This is a genomic window from Azospira sp. I09 (genome assembly GCF_009177135.1).
Lineage (GTDB): Bacteria > Pseudomonadota > Gammaproteobacteria > Burkholderiales > Rhodocyclaceae > Azospira > Azospira oryzae.
The window spans coordinates 2,533,205-2,547,671 of record NZ_AP021844.1 but is presented as its reverse complement, the minus strand read 5'-3'; the positions used below and the strand labels follow the sequence as shown (position 1 = coordinate 2,547,671).

16 protein-coding genes are annotated in these 14,467 nt (G+C 65.7%); 7 read left to right on the top strand and 9 right to left on the bottom strand.

The window, feature by feature from the left end:
* Positions 1-121: 121 nt before the first annotated feature.
* Positions 122-637, top strand: a complete 516-nt coding sequence (locus tag AZSP09_RS11910) for a DUF2059 domain-containing protein (protein ID WP_152090159.1) — start codon at positions 122-124, stop codon at positions 635-637.
* 70 nt (positions 638-707) lie between these two features.
* Here the strand turns inward: AZSP09_RS11910 and AZSP09_RS11905 are convergent, their stop codons facing one another.
* Positions 708-2,267, bottom strand: a complete 1,560-nt coding sequence (locus AZSP09_RS11905; RefSeq protein ID WP_014235907.1) for an acetyl-CoA hydrolase/transferase family protein — start codon at positions 2,265-2,267, stop codon at positions 708-710.
* Positions 2,268-2,441: 174 nt separating this feature from the next.
* Complete coding sequence (can, locus tag AZSP09_RS11900) at positions 2,442-3,098, bottom strand: carbonate dehydratase (RefSeq protein ID WP_014235906.1); 657 nt, start codon at positions 3,096-3,098, stop codon at positions 2,442-2,444.
* A gap of 163 nt (positions 3,099-3,261) precedes the next feature.
* Between can and AZSP09_RS11895 the strand changes: the two genes are divergently transcribed.
* Entirely contained in the window at positions 3,262-3,594 is a 333-nt protein-coding gene (locus AZSP09_RS11895) for a DUF1840 domain-containing protein (RefSeq protein WP_014235905.1), read from the top strand.
* 9 nt (positions 3,595-3,603) lie between these two features.
* Here AZSP09_RS11895 and AZSP09_RS11890 read toward each other — a convergent pair whose 3' ends face one another.
* From AZSP09_RS11890 to AZSP09_RS11880, 3 genes are all read right to left on the bottom strand, one after another.
* Positions 3,604-3,981, bottom strand: coding sequence for a hypothetical protein (locus AZSP09_RS11890; RefSeq protein WP_014235904.1), 378 nt, complete (start codon positions 3,979-3,981; stop codon positions 3,604-3,606).
* A 76-nt stretch (positions 3,982-4,057) separates the two neighbouring features.
* Entirely contained in the window at positions 4,058-4,423 is a 366-nt protein-coding gene (locus AZSP09_RS11885) for a cupin domain-containing protein (protein ID WP_152090158.1), read from the bottom strand.
* 20 nt (positions 4,424-4,443) lie between these two features.
* Positions 4,444-6,270, bottom strand: a complete 1,827-nt coding sequence (locus AZSP09_RS11880) for a M61 family metallopeptidase (RefSeq protein ID WP_152090157.1) — start codon at positions 6,268-6,270, stop codon at positions 4,444-4,446.
* Between the two features lie 49 nt (positions 6,271-6,319).
* On the opposite strand from AZSP09_RS11880, the gene AZSP09_RS11875 reads away from it, so the two are divergent.
* Positions 6,320-7,063 carry an N-acetylmuramoyl-L-alanine amidase family protein gene (locus AZSP09_RS11875; protein WP_152090890.1) on the top strand — a complete coding sequence of 248 codons (744 nt, stop codon included), beginning with the start codon at positions 6,320-6,322 and terminating at the stop codon, positions 7,061-7,063.
* 22 nt (positions 7,064-7,085) lie between these two features.
* Here the strand turns inward: AZSP09_RS11875 and AZSP09_RS11870 are convergent, their stop codons facing one another.
* Positions 7,086-7,574 (bottom strand): hypothetical protein, encoded by a 489-nt coding sequence (locus tag AZSP09_RS11870; RefSeq protein ID WP_014235900.1) that lies wholly within the window; start codon positions 7,572-7,574, stop codon positions 7,086-7,088.
* Between the two features lie 507 nt (positions 7,575-8,081).
* Between AZSP09_RS11870 and AZSP09_RS11865 the strand changes: the two genes are divergently transcribed.
* The gene (locus AZSP09_RS11865) at positions 8,082-8,993 is read left to right on the top strand and encodes a DUF2971 domain-containing protein (RefSeq protein WP_152090156.1); all 912 of its coding nucleotides are present in this window, start codon (positions 8,082-8,084) and stop codon (positions 8,991-8,993) included.
* A 310-nt stretch (positions 8,994-9,303) separates the two neighbouring features.
* On the opposite strand, the gene murB is transcribed toward AZSP09_RS11865, so the two are convergent.
* Complete coding sequence (murB, locus tag AZSP09_RS11860) at positions 9,304-10,338, bottom strand: UDP-N-acetylmuramate dehydrogenase (RefSeq protein ID WP_152090155.1); 1,035 nt, start codon at positions 10,336-10,338, stop codon at positions 9,304-9,306.
* 116 nt (positions 10,339-10,454) lie between these two features.
* Here murB and AZSP09_RS11855 point away from each other — a divergent pair, with 116 nt between their 5' ends.
* Entirely contained in the window at positions 10,455-11,474 is a 1,020-nt protein-coding gene (locus AZSP09_RS11855; protein ID WP_172974752.1) for a diguanylate cyclase domain-containing protein, read from the top strand.
* Between the two features lie 256 nt (positions 11,475-11,730).
* On the top strand, positions 11,731-12,468 hold the full coding sequence (locus AZSP09_RS11850; RefSeq protein WP_152090153.1) for a 2-phosphosulfolactate phosphatase: 738 nt from the start codon (positions 11,731-11,733) through the stop codon (positions 12,466-12,468).
* Here AZSP09_RS11850 and AZSP09_RS11845 read toward each other — a convergent pair.
* Complete coding sequence (locus tag AZSP09_RS11845) at positions 12,429-12,875, bottom strand: PACE efflux transporter (RefSeq protein WP_152090152.1); 447 nt, start codon at positions 12,873-12,875, stop codon at positions 12,429-12,431. The two genes, AZSP09_RS11850 and AZSP09_RS11845, sit on opposite strands and share 40 nt — an antisense overlap.
* Before the next feature lie 10 nt (positions 12,876-12,885).
* Complete coding sequence (locus AZSP09_RS11840; protein ID WP_152090151.1) at positions 12,886-13,776, bottom strand: radical SAM protein; 891 nt, start codon at positions 13,774-13,776, stop codon at positions 12,886-12,888.
* Positions 13,777-13,893: 117 nt separating this feature from the next.
* Between AZSP09_RS11840 and AZSP09_RS11835 the strand changes: the two genes are divergently transcribed.
* On the top strand, positions 13,894-14,463 hold the full coding sequence (locus AZSP09_RS11835; protein WP_152090150.1) for a DOMON-like domain-containing protein: 570 nt from the start codon (positions 13,894-13,896) through the stop codon (positions 14,461-14,463).
* Positions 14,464-14,467 lie beyond the last annotated feature (4 nt).

The window sequence follows — 14,467 nt, the reverse complement described above, 5'->3', positions numbered from 1 at the left end:
GCGGGAGCGGGAAAAGCCGGCCGGGACGCGGGGCAGCCCGCATTGGCGTTTGCCAAGTCGGACGGCATAATCCCCGGGCTCGTAGCCTTGTCTTTTACTCCATCCCTTTTTTGGAATCCCCATGCACTCATCAATCCGCAACCTGCTGCTCCTTGTCCTTCTGCTCGGGGGCTCTGCAGCCCTGGCCGAGCCGGCCAGCGAAGCCTCGGTCCGGCGCCTGCTGGAGGTGACCCAGGCCCGTGCCCTGTTGCAGCAAGTGCAGCAGCAGGCCCAGGGCATGATGCAGGGCCTGGCACAGCAGAGCCTGCGGGGCAAGTCGCCGACCCCGGCCCAGGAGGCGGCCATCACCCGGATGACGGCGCGCATGGTGGCCCTGATCCAGGAGCAGTTGTCCTGGGAGCGCCAGGAGCCGATGTACATGCGCCTTTATACCCAGACCTTCACCGAGGACGAAGTGGCCGGCATGCTCGCCTTCTACGAAACGCCGGCGGGCCGCGCCACCATCGAGAAGATGCCCCTGGTGCTGCGTCAGATATCCCAGGAGTCCCAGCGCTCCATGGCGGAAATGGGCGCCCAGCTGAAGGCAATCCAGCGGGATTTTGTGGCCGAGATGCAGGCCGCCAGCAGCAAGCCCTGACGGGCCCCACCCCGAAAAAAAACCGGCCCCTCGGGGCCGGTTTTCGTTTGGGCGGAAAGAACCGCCCGGCTTACTTCTTCCAGGCGTCGGCCTGCACCAGGGAGTCGTCGCGCCAGGCTTCCCGGGCGGCCTTGTTGGCCATCCAGTTGGGCATGAAGGTGAAGGCTTCGTCCAGCAGGTGCGGGGTATGGCGGCCGGGGGAGTAGCGCAGGGAGCGCTCGTAGTACTCCTGCAGGGCCGGCTTGAAGTTGGGGTGGGCACACTTCTCGATGACCACCTTGGCCCGGGCCTTGGGGGAGAGGCCGCGCAGGTCGGCCAGGCCCTGTTCGGTGACGATCACCTGCACGTCGTGCTCGGTGTGGTCCACGTGGGAGACCATGGGCACGATGCAGGAGATGGTGCCGCCCTTGGCGCTGGAGGGGGTCATGAACATGGAGATGAAGGCGTTGCGGGCGAAGTCGCCGGAGCCGCCGATGCCGTTCATGATGGAAGTGCCCATGATGTGGGTGGAGTTCACGTTGCCGTAGATGTCGGCTTCGATCAGCCCGTTCATGGCGATGACGCCGAGGCGGCGGATCACTTCCGGATGGTTGGAGATCTCCTGGGGCCGCAGGATGATCTTGTTCTTGAAGTCCTTCAGGTTGGCGGTGAGATCGGCCAGGGCCTCGGGGGAGAGGGAGAAGGAGGTGGCGGAAGCACAGGTCATCTTGCCGCACTTCAGCAGTTCCAGCATACCGTCCTGCAGCACTTCGGTGTAGGCGGTGAGGTTCTCGAAGGGGCCGTCCTTGAGGCCGGCCATCACGGCGTTGGCCACGTTGCCGACGCCGGACTGCAGGGGCAGCAGGTTGGTCGGCAGGCGGCCCATCTTCACCTCATGCTGGAGGAAGTCCAGGATGTGGCCGGCGATCAGCTTGGAGTTGGCGTCCGGCGGGGTGAAGGCGGAGTTGCGGTCCGGCTTGTTGGTTTCAACGATGGCGATGATCTTGCTGGGATCGACGTTGAAATAGGGCTGGCCGATGCGGTCTTCGGTGCGGATGATGGGGATGGGCTTGCGGTGGGGCGGCAGGGCGGTGCCGTAATAGATGTCGTGCATCCCTTCCAGGTCCAGGCTCTGCCAGGAGTTCACTTCCAGGATGATCTTGTCGGCCTGGTCCAGCCAGGTCTTGTTGTTGCCGACGGAGGAGGACGGAATCAGCTTGCCGTCTTCGGTGATGCCGGCCACTTCCACCACGGCCACGTCCAGCTTGCCGAGGAAGCCGCCCCAGACGAACTGGGAAACGTGGGAGAGGTGGATGTCGATGTATTCCATCTCGCCGGCGTTGATGCGCTTGCGGCAGGTGGGGTCGGACTGGTAGGGCAGACGCATTTCCACGCCGTCCACCATGGCCAGGGCGCCGTCCAGTTCGGGGGCGGTGGAAGCGCCGGTCCAGACGCCGATCTTGAACTTCTTGCCGTTCAGATTGGAGTCCATGATGTGCTTGGCGAGAGCGGCGGGCACGACCTTGGGGTAGCCTGCGCCGGTGAAGCCGCTCATGCCGACGTTCATGCCGGACTGAATGAGGGCGGCGGCCTGTTCGGCCGACATGATCTTGCTGCGCATGGCAGCGTTAAGAATCCGGGTTCCGGACATGGGTGAAACTCCTGCTGTTGATTGTGGGGGTCAGCAACGGCCCGGACTTTCTTGGGTGGCCCGGGTCCAGCGGCTGGCTGGTCTCAAAGGTGATGCACGCCGGCGGGACGCGGATGGGCGTCCGTTAACGTGAAAAAACCGCCCGTGTTGCGGGCGGCCTCTCCGCAAGTCAGATCAGGCCGGCGAGCCGATCTGGGCGATCGCAGCCTCGTAGGCCGCGTGGGTATCCTGGTGTGAATTCACCGAAATGTTCATGTCGTTGGCCAGGCCGTCGGCCAGGCCGTAGACCCAGCCGTGCACCGTCAGGTCCTGGCCCCGGTCCCAGGCATCGCGGACCACGGTGGCATGGCAGACGTTGAGCACCTGCTCGATGACGTTGAGCTCGCACAGGCGGTCCAGGCGGACTGCCGGGTCGGCGATGGCATTGAGCATGGCCAGGTGCTTCTGGCGCACGTCCTGGATGTGGCGCAGCCAGTTGTCCACCAGGCCGACGCGCAGGTTGTCCAGCACCGCCTTGACGCCGCCGCAGCCGTAGTGGCCCACCACCAGGATGTGCTTCACGTGCAGCACATCGACGGCGTACTGCAGCACCGAGAGGCAGTTCAGGTCGCTATGCACCACCACGTTGCCGATGTTGCGATGGACGAACACTTCCCCCGGTTGCAGGCCGGTGATCTGGTTGGCCGGGACCCGGGAATCGGAACAGCCGATCCACAGGTATTCGGGATTCTGTAATGTGGCGAGGCGGTCGAAGAATTCCGGATCTTCGGAACGAATGCGTTCCGACCATATCCGGTTCTGTTCGAAAAGGTGGTCAAGACTGGATGCCATGCATGGCCTTCCATTACATAATTATGAATAACGGCATTTTACCCCATGGCGCCGGGTAGGTCGAAGGTCGGGGGCGAAGGGCCGGGAGAGGGGTAGAATCGAGGCCTGCACCAGGGCGCCAAGCCCAGGCCCGGCGGGCCCTGCCGCCACAGGAGAGCACACCATGATCGTCAAGTTCCAGTCCGTCGCCACCGCCGACATCATCACTTTCGCCGACGTGGCCCGGGTCCTGCTGAAAATCCTCGGCAAGGAGCCCACCGCCCGGGGCGTCATCGTGCCCGAAGACATGACCGAGGCCCTGGCCCGCCTGGCGGCCCTCTGTCACAAGGAGGGGGAAAGCGCCGAGGCGGCGCCGGACAGCGGCGTCGGCGTCGAGGCCCACGAACTGGTGGCCCTCTCCCAGCGGGTGCAGCCCTTCATCCGCATGTTCGACCGGGCCCATCTGGCGGGCAAGCCGGTGACCTGGACGGCGGCCAAGGATTTCTACGAAGACTGAAGGCAGCCTTCAGCAGCTGCGCATGACGAAGACGATGGCCGCGGCGAAGGCCAGGGCCAGGATGCCGGCCACGGCGATGCGCCGCTGATTGTCCGGGGAGCGCTGCTGGCGTTGTGCTTCCACCAGGTTCACCACCTCGCCGATGAGCACCATGCCGCTCAGGGCCAGGCCGGCGGAGAGGTAGAAAAGGGTGACGATGGCGCCGTTTTCCGAGAGGCGGCACAGGTAGCTGGGGTAGAACTGGGGCTTGGCCAGGGACAGGTAGCCGATGAACATGACCAGACCGGCCGGCACCAGCACGGCCAGCAGCAGTTTCCAGGCGTGCTTGCTGAAGAGCCAGCGCACGCCCAGGATCAGGTCGCCCCACAGTGCCTTGAGTACGGACAAATTCCGCCCTCCCCGTTTGCCATTGGCTCCATCATAAGAGGGGACGGCCTCAGCCGCCATGGGTATTTACCCCGCCTCAGCCGGCGGGCTGGTCCACCATCACGTAGCGTTTTTTCACCGCCTCGATCACCTTGAACACGCCGCTGAAGCCGGCGGGAATGATGGCCCCATCGCCGGGCCCGTATTCCCGTACCTCGCCGCTGTCGGCAATGAGCTGCAGCCGCCCTTCCAGCACCTGGAAGAACTCGTGGCGATGGGCGTGGAAGGCGATCTTCCAGGCCCCTGGCTCGCAGGCCCACACACCCATGGAAATGCCCTGCTGCTCATACAGCTCCCAGGTGGTGCGCCGGGGCGGCGTGCCGATACAGCGTTCCGGGGCCGGCTGGTCCAGGGTGGGCGCCGGCAGCGGGTCGGCGAAGTGGATGGCGCGGGGGGCTGTCATGGCGGGCTTCTCCACGATGCTCAGGCGCCGATCCAGCCCTGGCGCAGGGCCTGGGCGGCCCGGTCGGCCTTGGCAGTGAGGCTGAGCCTGGCGGTGTCGGCGGCCGGGGCGGCCAGGGTCAGGGTGGCCTCGATCAGTTCGTCGCGGCGGAAGGCGTGCAGCTTCACCTGATCTCCCGCCCGGTGGCGCTTGAGGCGCTTGTCCAGGGCGGCGGGGGTGAGCTTGAGGCCGTCCCAGGCGATCAGCACGTCGCCGGCGGCAAGGCCCGCCGCTTCCGCCGGACCGCCGTTGTACACGCTGGTCAGCTTCACCTCGCTACCCTCCCCGCCGGTCTTGGCACCGAGGACAGGCAGGCTGGAAGCCGCTTCCCAGGCCAGGGTGACGCCGAAGGGCTTCAGCAGCCGCTCCAGGGGCAGGTCGCCGGTGCCCGTCACCGCCTGCTTCAGCCAGCGGGCGGTGGCTGCACCGCCCACCTCGACCACGGCGGCGAAGACGCTGTTAGGCCCCTCCTCCGCCACGCCGACGCCAGTGCGGCCGTGGCGCTGCCACAGCAGCTGCATCACCTGGTCCAGGTTCGCCTTGCCGCCGCTCTCGGCCCGCAGCTTCAAATCCAGGGCCAGGGCGATGAGGGAGCCCTTGGCGTAGTAGCTGACCACGGCGTTGGGAGCGTTTTCGTCCTGCCGGTAATACTTGGTCCAGGCGGTGAAGGAGGATTCGGCCACGCTCTGCAGGTGGCGCCCCGGGCCCTTCTTCACGGCGCTGGCAGTCTTGGCCAGCAGGTTGAGATAGGTGGCGCTGTCGATGGCGCCGCTCTTCACCAGGCAGAGGTCGTCGTAATAGGAAGTGAAGCCCTCGAAGGCCCACAGCAGGCGGGTGTAGGCCTCCTGGGTTAGGTCGTAGGGGACGAAGGCGGCGGGCTTGATGCGCTTCACGTTCCAGGTGTGGAAATACTCGTGGCTGCACAGGCCGAGGAAGGTGACGTAGGCCTCGGGCAGGGGGCCGCTGGCGGGTGTATTGCTGTTGGGCAGGTCGTCCCGGGAACAGAGCAGGGCCGTGGAGGCGCGATGCTCCAGGCCGCCGTAGCCGTCGCCCACGGCCATCACCAGGAAGACGTAGCGGTCCATGGGGGCCTTGCCGCCAAAGAGATCGATCTGCCATTCGCAGATGGGCTTGAGGTCGGCGGCCAGACGCTTCAGGTCCACGTCCGTGCGGCCGGTGACGGCGATGGCATGGGGTACGCCCCGGGCCTTGAATTCGACGAGGGCGAAAGTGCCCATTTCCACCGGATGGTCGATCAGTTCGTCGTAATCGGCGGCCCGGTAGCGGCCGAAGCCGTAGAGGGCGGCGGCGCCCTTCTCCCCTTTGGCCACGGGCAGGCTGGTGGCCACCCGCCAGGCGGCGTAGGCCTTGCCCTGGGGCTTCACCAGTTCCACCCGGCAGGGCCGGTCTTCCTGGCCCAGGGCGCAGAGAAAGACGCTGGTGCCGTTAAAGAAGCCGTGGCTGGCATCCAGATGGGCGCCTCGCACCGAGAGGTCCCAGGCGTAGACCTCCATGGTCACGCTCAAGGCGGTGCCGGCGGGCACCTTCTCCGCCTGCCAGGTGGCCTTGTCGATCTGGGTCAGGCCCACCGCCTTGCCGCCGGCACTGGCCTCGATGCGCACGATATTCTTGGCGAATTCCCGGATCATGTAGCTGCCGGGAATCCAGGTGGGCAGGGCAAAGCGTTGCCCCGCCGGGTCCGGGTCGGTTACGGTGCACGTCACCTGGAACAGATGGGCCTCGGGCCGGATGGGCACCAGGCGGTAATCGACAGACGGCAGTGCAACGGAAGGAGTTTTCTTGGCCATGGCAATCACGCAGAGTCAGAGTGAAGGGCGGCAGCGCCGGCCCTGGAGCATGGCCGCCATTCTAGCCTGCCTGCTGCTGACCGCCCTCGCCCCCCTCCCGGCCCGGGCCGCCGGCACCGTGGCGGTGGATGTGGGCCACGGCCTGTGGGACTCCGGCGCCATCAGCGCCCGGGGCGCCACCGAATTCGACTTCAACCTCAACCTGGCCCGGGTGCTGCGGCCGGTTCTGGAAGCCCGGGGCCTCACGGTGCGTCCGGTGAATTTCGACGGCGAAATCGAAAGCCTGCAGGCCCGGGTCGATGCCGCCGCCGGCAGCGACTTCCTGCTCTCCATTCATCACGACTCGGTCTCGTCCTTCAAGCTCACCGCCTGGAACTGGATGGGCGAAGACCTGGATTTCGCCGACGAGGACCGGGGCTTCGCCCTCTTCATCTCCCACCGCAATCCCCGGCTGGAAGAAAGCCTCGCCTGCGCTTCCGCCATGGGGCGGGCACTGAGGGCCCGGGGCTTCGTCCCCGCCACCCACCACGGCACCACCGCCGCCGGCACGCCCCGGCCCTGGGCGGACGAGGAGAACGGGGTGCGCTTCTATGACACGCTGTTTGTCATTTCCCACGGGGCGATGCCGTCGGTGCTGTTCGAGGCGGGGGTGTTGAAGCATCGGGATGAGGAACTGGCCCTGCGGGACCGGAGCCGCCAGCAGGCTATGGCGCATGGCCTGGCGGAGGGGCTGGCGGTGTGCCTGGGGGAACCCCTGAAAGCAGAGGGCCAGTTGCCTGGCCCCCGGAACTAAGCGGCGGGAAGGCCCGCCCGTTTTAGCAGGTGCTGCCGTTGTTGCGGCAGTCGGCGGCAGCCTGCTGCTGCAACTGCTGTTGCTGCTTTTCCTGGGCCCGGTCCACGGAGACGGACTTGCCCATTTCCACCGGCAGGGTGGTGGGATAGTCGTAGCCGGTGCCCTTGTTGTGGTCGATGATGGCGCCGATGCCGCCGCCGAAGACGATGTTGCCCCACATGGAGCCGGCGGCGCGGGAAACGGCGGTGAGCAGGCCGTCCACCAGGCCTTCCTTCTTGCACACCACGTTCAGGTTTTCGCCGCTCTTGCGCACGTCCACCTGGCCCGGGGCCTTGGCGGTCCAGGTGCCCTTGTCGTTGCTGAGGGAGCAGTCCGCGTCGGGGACCGGCTTGCCTTCATAGGAAGCGGTCACGGAAACGCGCTGGTTTTCGGATTGGGTAATGGTGGAACAGCCGGTGGTCAGGCTGACTGCAGCGACAGCGACCAGCAATGCAACTTGCTTGTTTTTCATTTTCTCGCCCTGTGATGATGTGATGACGCGCCGGGATGGCGCATCAAGGCCGGTTGAGCCGGGCGGGATAGTAGGGATTGTTGGATGTCATGTACATATGACGAAAGTGATGTTTGGCGGTGGTTGAGGGGGCTGGCTCTCTGGTGACTCGGGCGTGGAATGAGGTTTGACCGCCGGGTTCCGCGCCGCCGCGCGTGTTCCTTTTCTTGCTTCCCCAAGAAAAGGAACCAAAAGAAGGGGAACCCTCACCCCCGGCCCTCCGGGCTCCCCTGCGCTGCTCAGTCGAGCGGGGCGGCTGCGGAACTCGCCCCCTGCGGGGGCTCAGACAGTCCTCGCCGAAAACCCCCCGCCCGCCTTGCGCTGCTCGGCGGGGGTGGAAGGGGATAACATCAAGGTGCCACTAGCTGAGTTGCTTTGATAGTCTGGTCGTTACTGGTAAGAAACAAATAAGAAATGCAAGCTAACTAATAATGTCATTTTGACCTTCTTGCATCCCATGAGGATTCAATGTGCTCAGTTCCAAAAAAGCTCTACAAATACCGCCCGCTCAAAGCAACTACGATTGCTGAGCTTGAAAGCAATGTTGTCTATTACGCCAATCCAAAAAGCTTCAACGATCCTTTGGATTGCAGTCCTGTCATCAATGTTGATATTGACACTCAGAGCCTTGAAAAGCTCTGTTTTGAGATGCTTTCTAAGACGCAAAAAGGGAGTGGAGATTCCAAAGCCATTAGCAAGCGAATTGACCAAATTCGTTACTACAGTACCGAGCCGAACTGGGATGGAACTCCCTCGGATTCAAAATCAAAACTGAAGATAAATTTTGCGCGGGAGATTCAAGACTGTCTTGAGAAGCTAATGCGTAGAAAGGGTGTGCTGTCGTTGGCTCAACGATGGAACTGCCCTCTTATGTGGAGTCATTATGCCGATCAGCATAATGGAATTTGTATCGAGTACGACACCTCTCAACTGGAGTTTGCCAAACCTTTTGCGGTGGATTACTCAGGAGTCCGAGATATCAAGGCTAGTGATCTGTATGGTTGGATCATTGACGAGTTGGTTACTTCACGAAAACGGGTGCATGACTCATACTTTTATCGCAAAGCTAGTCAATGGCGATATGAAAAGGAGTGGCGACATGTGAGAGATGGGAGTGGAGTGGATGCAAGCCCCTATCTAATCTCTGCGATCTATTTTGGTCTGAGATGTTCTCATTCAGTTGCAGCCACACTTGCCAAGTTGTTTAGAGGCACAGATAACGAACCAAAGTTTTATGGGATCTGCGAAGATTCAACAACCTTTAGGCTGAAACGCTATCGTTGGAACATTGACGAACTGCTATGGGATTCACCAAGTATTTCCCAATACTGGCGGGAAAAGGAAGCTCAAGGTGATTTCTCGGTATGTGATGGCGAATAGCTTGTACAGGGCAGAGTCCCGAGATTGCCCTGTGCGGCGCCGAGCAACGGAGCTTCTGGCGGGAAAAGGGCGAGCACTGTCTGAGGGCCTTCAGGCCCGAGTTGCGCAGCCCCCGCCGGAAGCGAGTAGCGCAGGGAACCCCGAAGGGGCGCCAAACCGGGCTCGCGTTTTCTTTGGTTACTTTTCTTTTTGGCGAGACAAAAGAAAGTAACCCGCGCGTCAGGCGCGGAACCCAGCCGTAAAACACCCCATCACGCTTGAAGCGAAGCAACACCTTCCGAACGGAAGGCAGAAAACCCCAAAGCCAACCTCAGAGAAAAATCGGCTCCGGCGTCAGCCCGACGCCAAACTTCTCCTGCACACTGGCCTGCACGGCCCCCATCACCGCCCCCACATCCGCCCCCGTGGCCCCTCCACGATTCACCAGCACCAGCGCCTGCTTCTCATACATCCCCGCCGGCCCCAGATTCCTCCCCTTCCACCCCGCCTGCTCGATCAGCCAGCCGGCGGCCAGCTTCACCCGGCCGTCGTGCTGGGGGTACTGGGGCAGGGTCGGGTACTCGGCTGCCAGCCGGGCGGCGGTGGCGGCGTCCACCACCGGGTTGTGGAAGAAGCTGCCGGCGTTGGGCACCTGGGCCGGGTCCGGCAGCTTGCGCTGGCGGATGGCGATGATGGCGTCCGACACCTGCATGGCCGTGGGGGCGGCGATGCCGGCGGCGGCCAGTTCCTTGGCCACGTCCGCATAGCGGGTCACCGCCTGCCAGCACTTCTCCAGGCGGAAGGTGACGTGGGTGATGGCGTAGCGGCCGTCGAGGTGCCAGCCCTCCTGCTTGAAGAGGCTGTCCCGGTAGCCGAAGCGCAGCTGGTGGCGGTCGAAGCGCACCGCGGCGCCGGTGGTGAGGTCCACCGCTTCCAGGTGGTGGAAGCGCTCCCCCACTTCCAGGCCGTAGGCGCCGATGTTCTGGATCGGCGCGGCGCCGACTGTGCCGGGGATGAGGGAGAGGTTCTCCAGGCCCGGATAGCCGGCGGCCAGGGTCCAGCGCACGAAGTCGTGCCAGTTCTCGCCGGCGCCGGCGCGGATGTACCAGGCCTCGTCGTCTTCCGCCGCCAGCTCCCGGCCGGGGATGGCCAGGCGCAGCACCAGGCCGGGGAAGTCGCCGTTCAGCACCAGATTGCTGCCACCGCCGAGAATGAAGCGGGGCTTGCCTTGCAGGGCAGGCACGGCGGAGATGGCCGCCAGTTGTGCCGTTGCGGTTATGGAGCCGAGGAAGGCGGCGCGTCCCGGCAGGGCCAGGGTGTTGAGGGCTTGCAGGTCGGCGTCGGCTTGCAGGAAGGTGGGCAGCATGGCGTGGCGTCAGGTCGGGCGGAGGGTTGGGTGCCGGGAGAAGGGCGCAAGGCACCATTCTACGCCTTCGTTTTCAGGCATCATTCGTTATGACGATCTACTGAATGACACTGCCCATGGACCCAGAACGACAGCGCCTGATTCGCTCCCTGTTTGATGAATACATCGAGATGTACGCCACCCGGGATGACCGGCTGACCTCCCGCTTCAGCGAAAACTTCAGCGGCTATACCGGTGGCGGTGATTTCCTGGTGAAGGACAAGGCCGAATGGGTCCGGATCACCCGCCAGGACTTTGCCCAGGTTGCCGAACCCCTGCGCATCGAAATGCTGGATCTGTCGCTGCAGGATATCAGTGCCGACGTGGTCCTGGTCACGGCCTTCTTCCATATCCACCTGCCGCTGCCCGACCATATCCTGTCCCGGGAGACGGCCCGGCTGGTGCTCCTGTTCAAGCAGGAAAACGGCGCCTGGATGATCGCCCACAGCGGCATTTCCATTCCCTATCACCTGGTCCGGGACGGGGAGGTGTATCCCCTCCAGGGCCTGCACGAGCGCAACCGGGAGCTTGAGGCCCTGGTGGAGGAGCGCACCCGGGCCCTGGAAGAGGCCAATGCCAAGCTGGAGGCCCTGAGCTATACGGACGGGCTGACGGGCATCGCCAACCGCCGGGCTTTCGACCGGACCCTGGTGCAGGAGTGGAGCCGGGCCCAGCGTAGCGCCGCTCCCCTGGCGCTGATCATGCTGGATGTGGACCTCTTCAAGCATTTCAACGACCACTACGGCCACCTGGAGGGGGACGCCTGCCTGCAGGCCCTGGCCAGGGTGCTCACTCGGGCGGGGCGGCGGGCCAGCGATCTGGTGGCGCGTTATGGCGGGGAGGAGTTCGTCGTGCTGCTGCCGAATACCTCCGCCCCCGAGGCCCAGGAGATCGCCCGCAACATCCAGCAGGCGATCTGGGCCCTGGCCCTGCCCCATGAGGCAACCGCTCCCCGCATCGTCACCGTCAGCCTTGGCATTGCCAGCGTGGTGCCGAGCCGGGAGGCGCATGCCGAAACCCTGGTGCACCAGGCCGACGAGGCCCTCTACGGGGCAAAAAGAGCCGGGCGCAACCGCCTGCAACTGGCGGCCGCCTGAGTGGGGCGCTAGCCGGCAGTCCCCCATGAGCAACGGCAGGGCCGGCATCGGCCGACTTCCCTCGCCGCAGCGCTGCTGCCGGCCCAGGCCAGCTCCGCCCCGCAGTTTGGCTATGGGCGGGCCAGCGGATAGTCCTCCTCCGTGTCGTGGCCGCCGTCCCCCGGGGCAGCGATGCGGCGCCGCATCTGAAGCCCGGCGACGTCCGGAAAGGCCCTGGATTCCGCGCCCCGCCCGGCTTTGCTAGCATGGGGACACCATGCCCCCGCCCCTTGTCGAACGCCGCTACCTGAACCGACTCAGTGCCGCCCCCGAACCCACCGGGGCGGTGGTGGTGATCGACGTGCTGCGCTCCTTCTCCACCGCCGCCTGGGCCATCCATCGGGGCGCCCGGGAGCTGTACCCGGTGGCCGCCCCCGGCGACGGCCTGCTGCTGTTGCAGCATCTGCCCCAGGCCCTGCTGGTGGGGGCGGTGGGCGGCGGCGCTCCCATTCCCGGCTACCACTACGGCAATTCCCCCAGCGCGGTGCAGGGGGCGGAGCTGCAGGGGCGCACCCTGATCCACTGCACGGCCGCCGGGGTGCGGGGCCTCAGCCGCTACCGGACGGCCCCCCTGCTCTTCGGCGCGGCCCTGCTCAATGCCCGGGCCACGGCGGCGGTGATCCTGGCCGCCGGTGTGCCCCGGGTGACCCTGGTCATCACCGGCGAATGGACGGACCGGGACGGCGACGAGGACGTGGCCTGCGCCGATTATCTGGAAGCCCTGCTGCAGGGCGGCGACCCTTCCCCGGAGCCCTTCTCCGAGCGGGTGCGGCAGTCGGACTTCGGCCGCCGCTTCGCCGCCGGCGACCAGCCCCACCTGCCCTCCGCCGACCTGGACCTGTGCGCCGAGGCCGACCGTTTCGACTTCGCCCTGCAGGCCCTGCCCTCGCCCCTGGGGCTGCGGCTGGTGGCGGTCTACGCTGGCGGCGGGACGATGGGAAAGAGCCGGTCGTAGGCCAGGTTGAAGACGAAGGCGTAGGCGGTATACACCAGGGCCAGGCCCAGGTCCGCCACCAGGGCGGCCCACCAGGAAAGGCCGGTCCACAGCACGATCACCGGCAGGGTCAGGAGCAGTAGGCCGCCCTCGAAGCACACGGCGTGCAGGATGCGGCCGCGCCAGCCGCGCTGGTCGGCCCGGGTGCCGAAGTGGTGGGCCTGCAGCCAGTCCACCGCCGTGTTGTAGCCGCCGTTCCACAGGGCGGCCATGAGGGACAGCACGGCCAGCAGGCCCAGGGCGCTTTCCATGGACTGGCCCGAGACCCAGGCAAAGCCCGGGGTGATCAGCAGCAGGCCGAGCAGTTCGAAGAGGGCCACCTGGCGGAGCCGGTCCTTGAAGCTGCGCAGGGGCACGCCGTGGCTCATGGCGTCTGCCTCACAGGCCCCGGGCCCAGGCGGGCCGCAGGGGGGCGTGGGCCGGGTCGGCCAGGGCGGCGCGCACCTGGGCCAGCAGCTTGTCCTGGTCCGTGGGCAGGTTGCCCTTCAGCACCAGCCAGTTGGAGGCGTGGTCGCTGCGGAAGACGGTGCGCTTCAGTTGCAGCAGGGAGAGGAAGCGCTCCATCTCGCGAAACAGGCCCAACTGGTCGAGAGGTTCCCACTCCGGGTTGTCGGCGCGGAAGCGCTCTTCCCCCATGGGAAAGCTGACCACCAGGGTGGAAAGGAATTCGGGCTGGGTGGAGTTGGCCAGGCGGGCGGAGTTTTCCGCGTGCTGCTGCCAGTGGGCGTGGCCCCCCAGGCCGTTGAGGATCATCACCGAGCGGGTGATGCCGGCCTCCCCCAGCTTCGCCAGGGCCTCCCGGGTGCTGTCGAAGGTCTCGCCCTTGTTTACCTTCTCCAGCACCAGGTCGTCACCGGATTCGGCGCCGACATAGGCCATGGAGAGGCCGGCCTCCTTGAGGGCTTTGATCTCGTCCACGGATTTCTTGCGCAGGTTGCGCGGCAGGCAGTAGCTGGACACCCGCCGCACCGCCGGCAGGTGGCTGCGGATGGCTTCCAGGTAGGCCAGGAGGCGCCGGGTGGGCAGCACCAGGGCATCGCCGTCGGCCAGGAAGACCCGCCGCACCTGGCTGCCGTACTGGGCGCCGACGCGGCGGATGCTTTCCAGCACCTCTTCCTCCTCCCGGGCGCGGAAGCGCTTCTGGGGGGCGGTGTACATCTCGCAGAAGGTGCACTGGTTCCAGGAGCAGCCGTCGGTGACGGGCAGGATCAGGGATTCGGCCTCGCTGGGCGGGCGGAACACGGGTTCGACGTAGCGGATCGGGAGCATGGGCCAAATTGTACGGCCCTTCGCCGGCCTCGCGGCATCCGGGGCGGCCCGGGCTGGGCTAAACTTCGCCCCTGCTTGCCCATTTTGCCCATGCCCGGCACCTTCCCCCTTTTGCCCATGACCTCCTTGCCCGCCAACCGCGCCCTGACGCCCCATCCCGAGCATCCGGCTCCTGCCGTGGCCGGTATTGCGGTGGCCGTGGCCGCCCATGGCAGCGGCGGCCTGCAACTGGACTACCACCTCGCCGGCGATCTGGCCGCCCTGCGCCTGCCTTCCCCCGCCGCACCGGTGGCGCCCGACCGGCTGTGGGCCCACACCTGTTTCGAGGTTTTCCTCCGCCGGGGCGGTGAGGCGTATCGGGAGTACAACTTCTCCCCCTCCGGCCAGTGGGCCGGTTACGCCTTCGCTGCCTACCGCCAGCGCCTGGAAAATGTCACCCTGCCGGCGCCCCATCTGGAGTGGCAGGTGGCTGAGGGCAGCCTGAACCTCCGCGTTGCCTTGCCCGCCGAAGCCCTGCCTGCCGGCGACGGCGAGCTGCATCTGGCCCTGACCTCCGTGGTGGAGCTGGCCGACGGCGCCCCCGGCCAGCTTTCCTATTGGGCCCTGGCCCACCCCGCCGGCAAAGCCGACTTTCACCACCGGGACGGATTCGCGCTTGCCGTTCCCCTCGCCCTGCCCGACCTGTAGGACA

What these genes read in the sequence shown, in the direction of transcription:
- AZSP09_RS11895 (WP_014235905.1), top strand. Translation starts at nt 3,262, where the DNA reads ATGATCGTCAAGTTCCAGTCCGTCGCCACCGCCGACATCATCACTTTC.
- AZSP09_RS11910 (WP_152090159.1), top strand. Translation starts at nt 122, where the DNA reads ATGCACTCATCAATCCGCAACCTGCTGCTCCTTGTCCTTCTGCTCGGG.
- AZSP09_RS11840 (WP_152090151.1), bottom strand. Translation starts at nt 13,776, where the DNA reads ATGCTCCCGATCCGCTACGTCGAACCCGTGTTCCGCCCGCCCAGCGAG.
- AZSP09_RS11855 (WP_172974752.1), top strand. Translation starts at nt 10,455, where the DNA reads ATGGACCCAGAACGACAGCGCCTGATTCGCTCCCTGTTTGATGAATAC.
- AZSP09_RS11880 (WP_152090157.1), bottom strand. Translation starts at nt 6,270, where the DNA reads ATGGCCAAGAAAACTCCTTCCGTTGCACTGCCGTCTGTCGATTACCGC.
- can (WP_014235906.1), bottom strand. Translation starts at nt 3,098, where the DNA reads ATGGCATCCAGTCTTGACCACCTTTTCGAACAGAACCGGATATGGTCG.
- AZSP09_RS11850 (WP_152090153.1), top strand. Translation starts at nt 11,731, where the DNA reads ATGCCCCCGCCCCTTGTCGAACGCCGCTACCTGAACCGACTCAGTGCC.
- AZSP09_RS11865 (WP_152090156.1), top strand. Translation starts at nt 8,082, where the DNA reads ATGTGCTCAGTTCCAAAAAAGCTCTACAAATACCGCCCGCTCAAAGCA.
- AZSP09_RS11835 (WP_152090150.1), top strand. Translation starts at nt 13,894, where the DNA reads ATGACCTCCTTGCCCGCCAACCGCGCCCTGACGCCCCATCCCGAGCAT.
- AZSP09_RS11875 (WP_152090890.1), top strand. Translation starts at nt 6,320, where the DNA reads ATGGCCGCCATTCTAGCCTGCCTGCTGCTGACCGCCCTCGCCCCCCTC.
- AZSP09_RS11870 (WP_014235900.1), bottom strand. Translation starts at nt 7,574, where the DNA reads ATGAAAAACAAGCAAGTTGCATTGCTGGTCGCTGTCGCTGCAGTCAGC.
- AZSP09_RS11885 (WP_152090158.1), bottom strand. Translation starts at nt 4,423, where the DNA reads ATGACAGCCCCCCGCGCCATCCACTTCGCCGACCCGCTGCCGGCGCCC.
- AZSP09_RS11905 (WP_014235907.1), bottom strand. Translation starts at nt 2,267, where the DNA reads ATGTCCGGAACCCGGATTCTTAACGCTGCCATGCGCAGCAAGATCATG.
- murB (WP_152090155.1), bottom strand. Translation starts at nt 10,338, where the DNA reads ATGCTGCCCACCTTCCTGCAAGCCGACGCCGACCTGCAAGCCCTCAAC.
- AZSP09_RS11845 (WP_152090152.1), bottom strand. Translation starts at nt 12,875, where the DNA reads ATGAGCCACGGCGTGCCCCTGCGCAGCTTCAAGGACCGGCTCCGCCAG.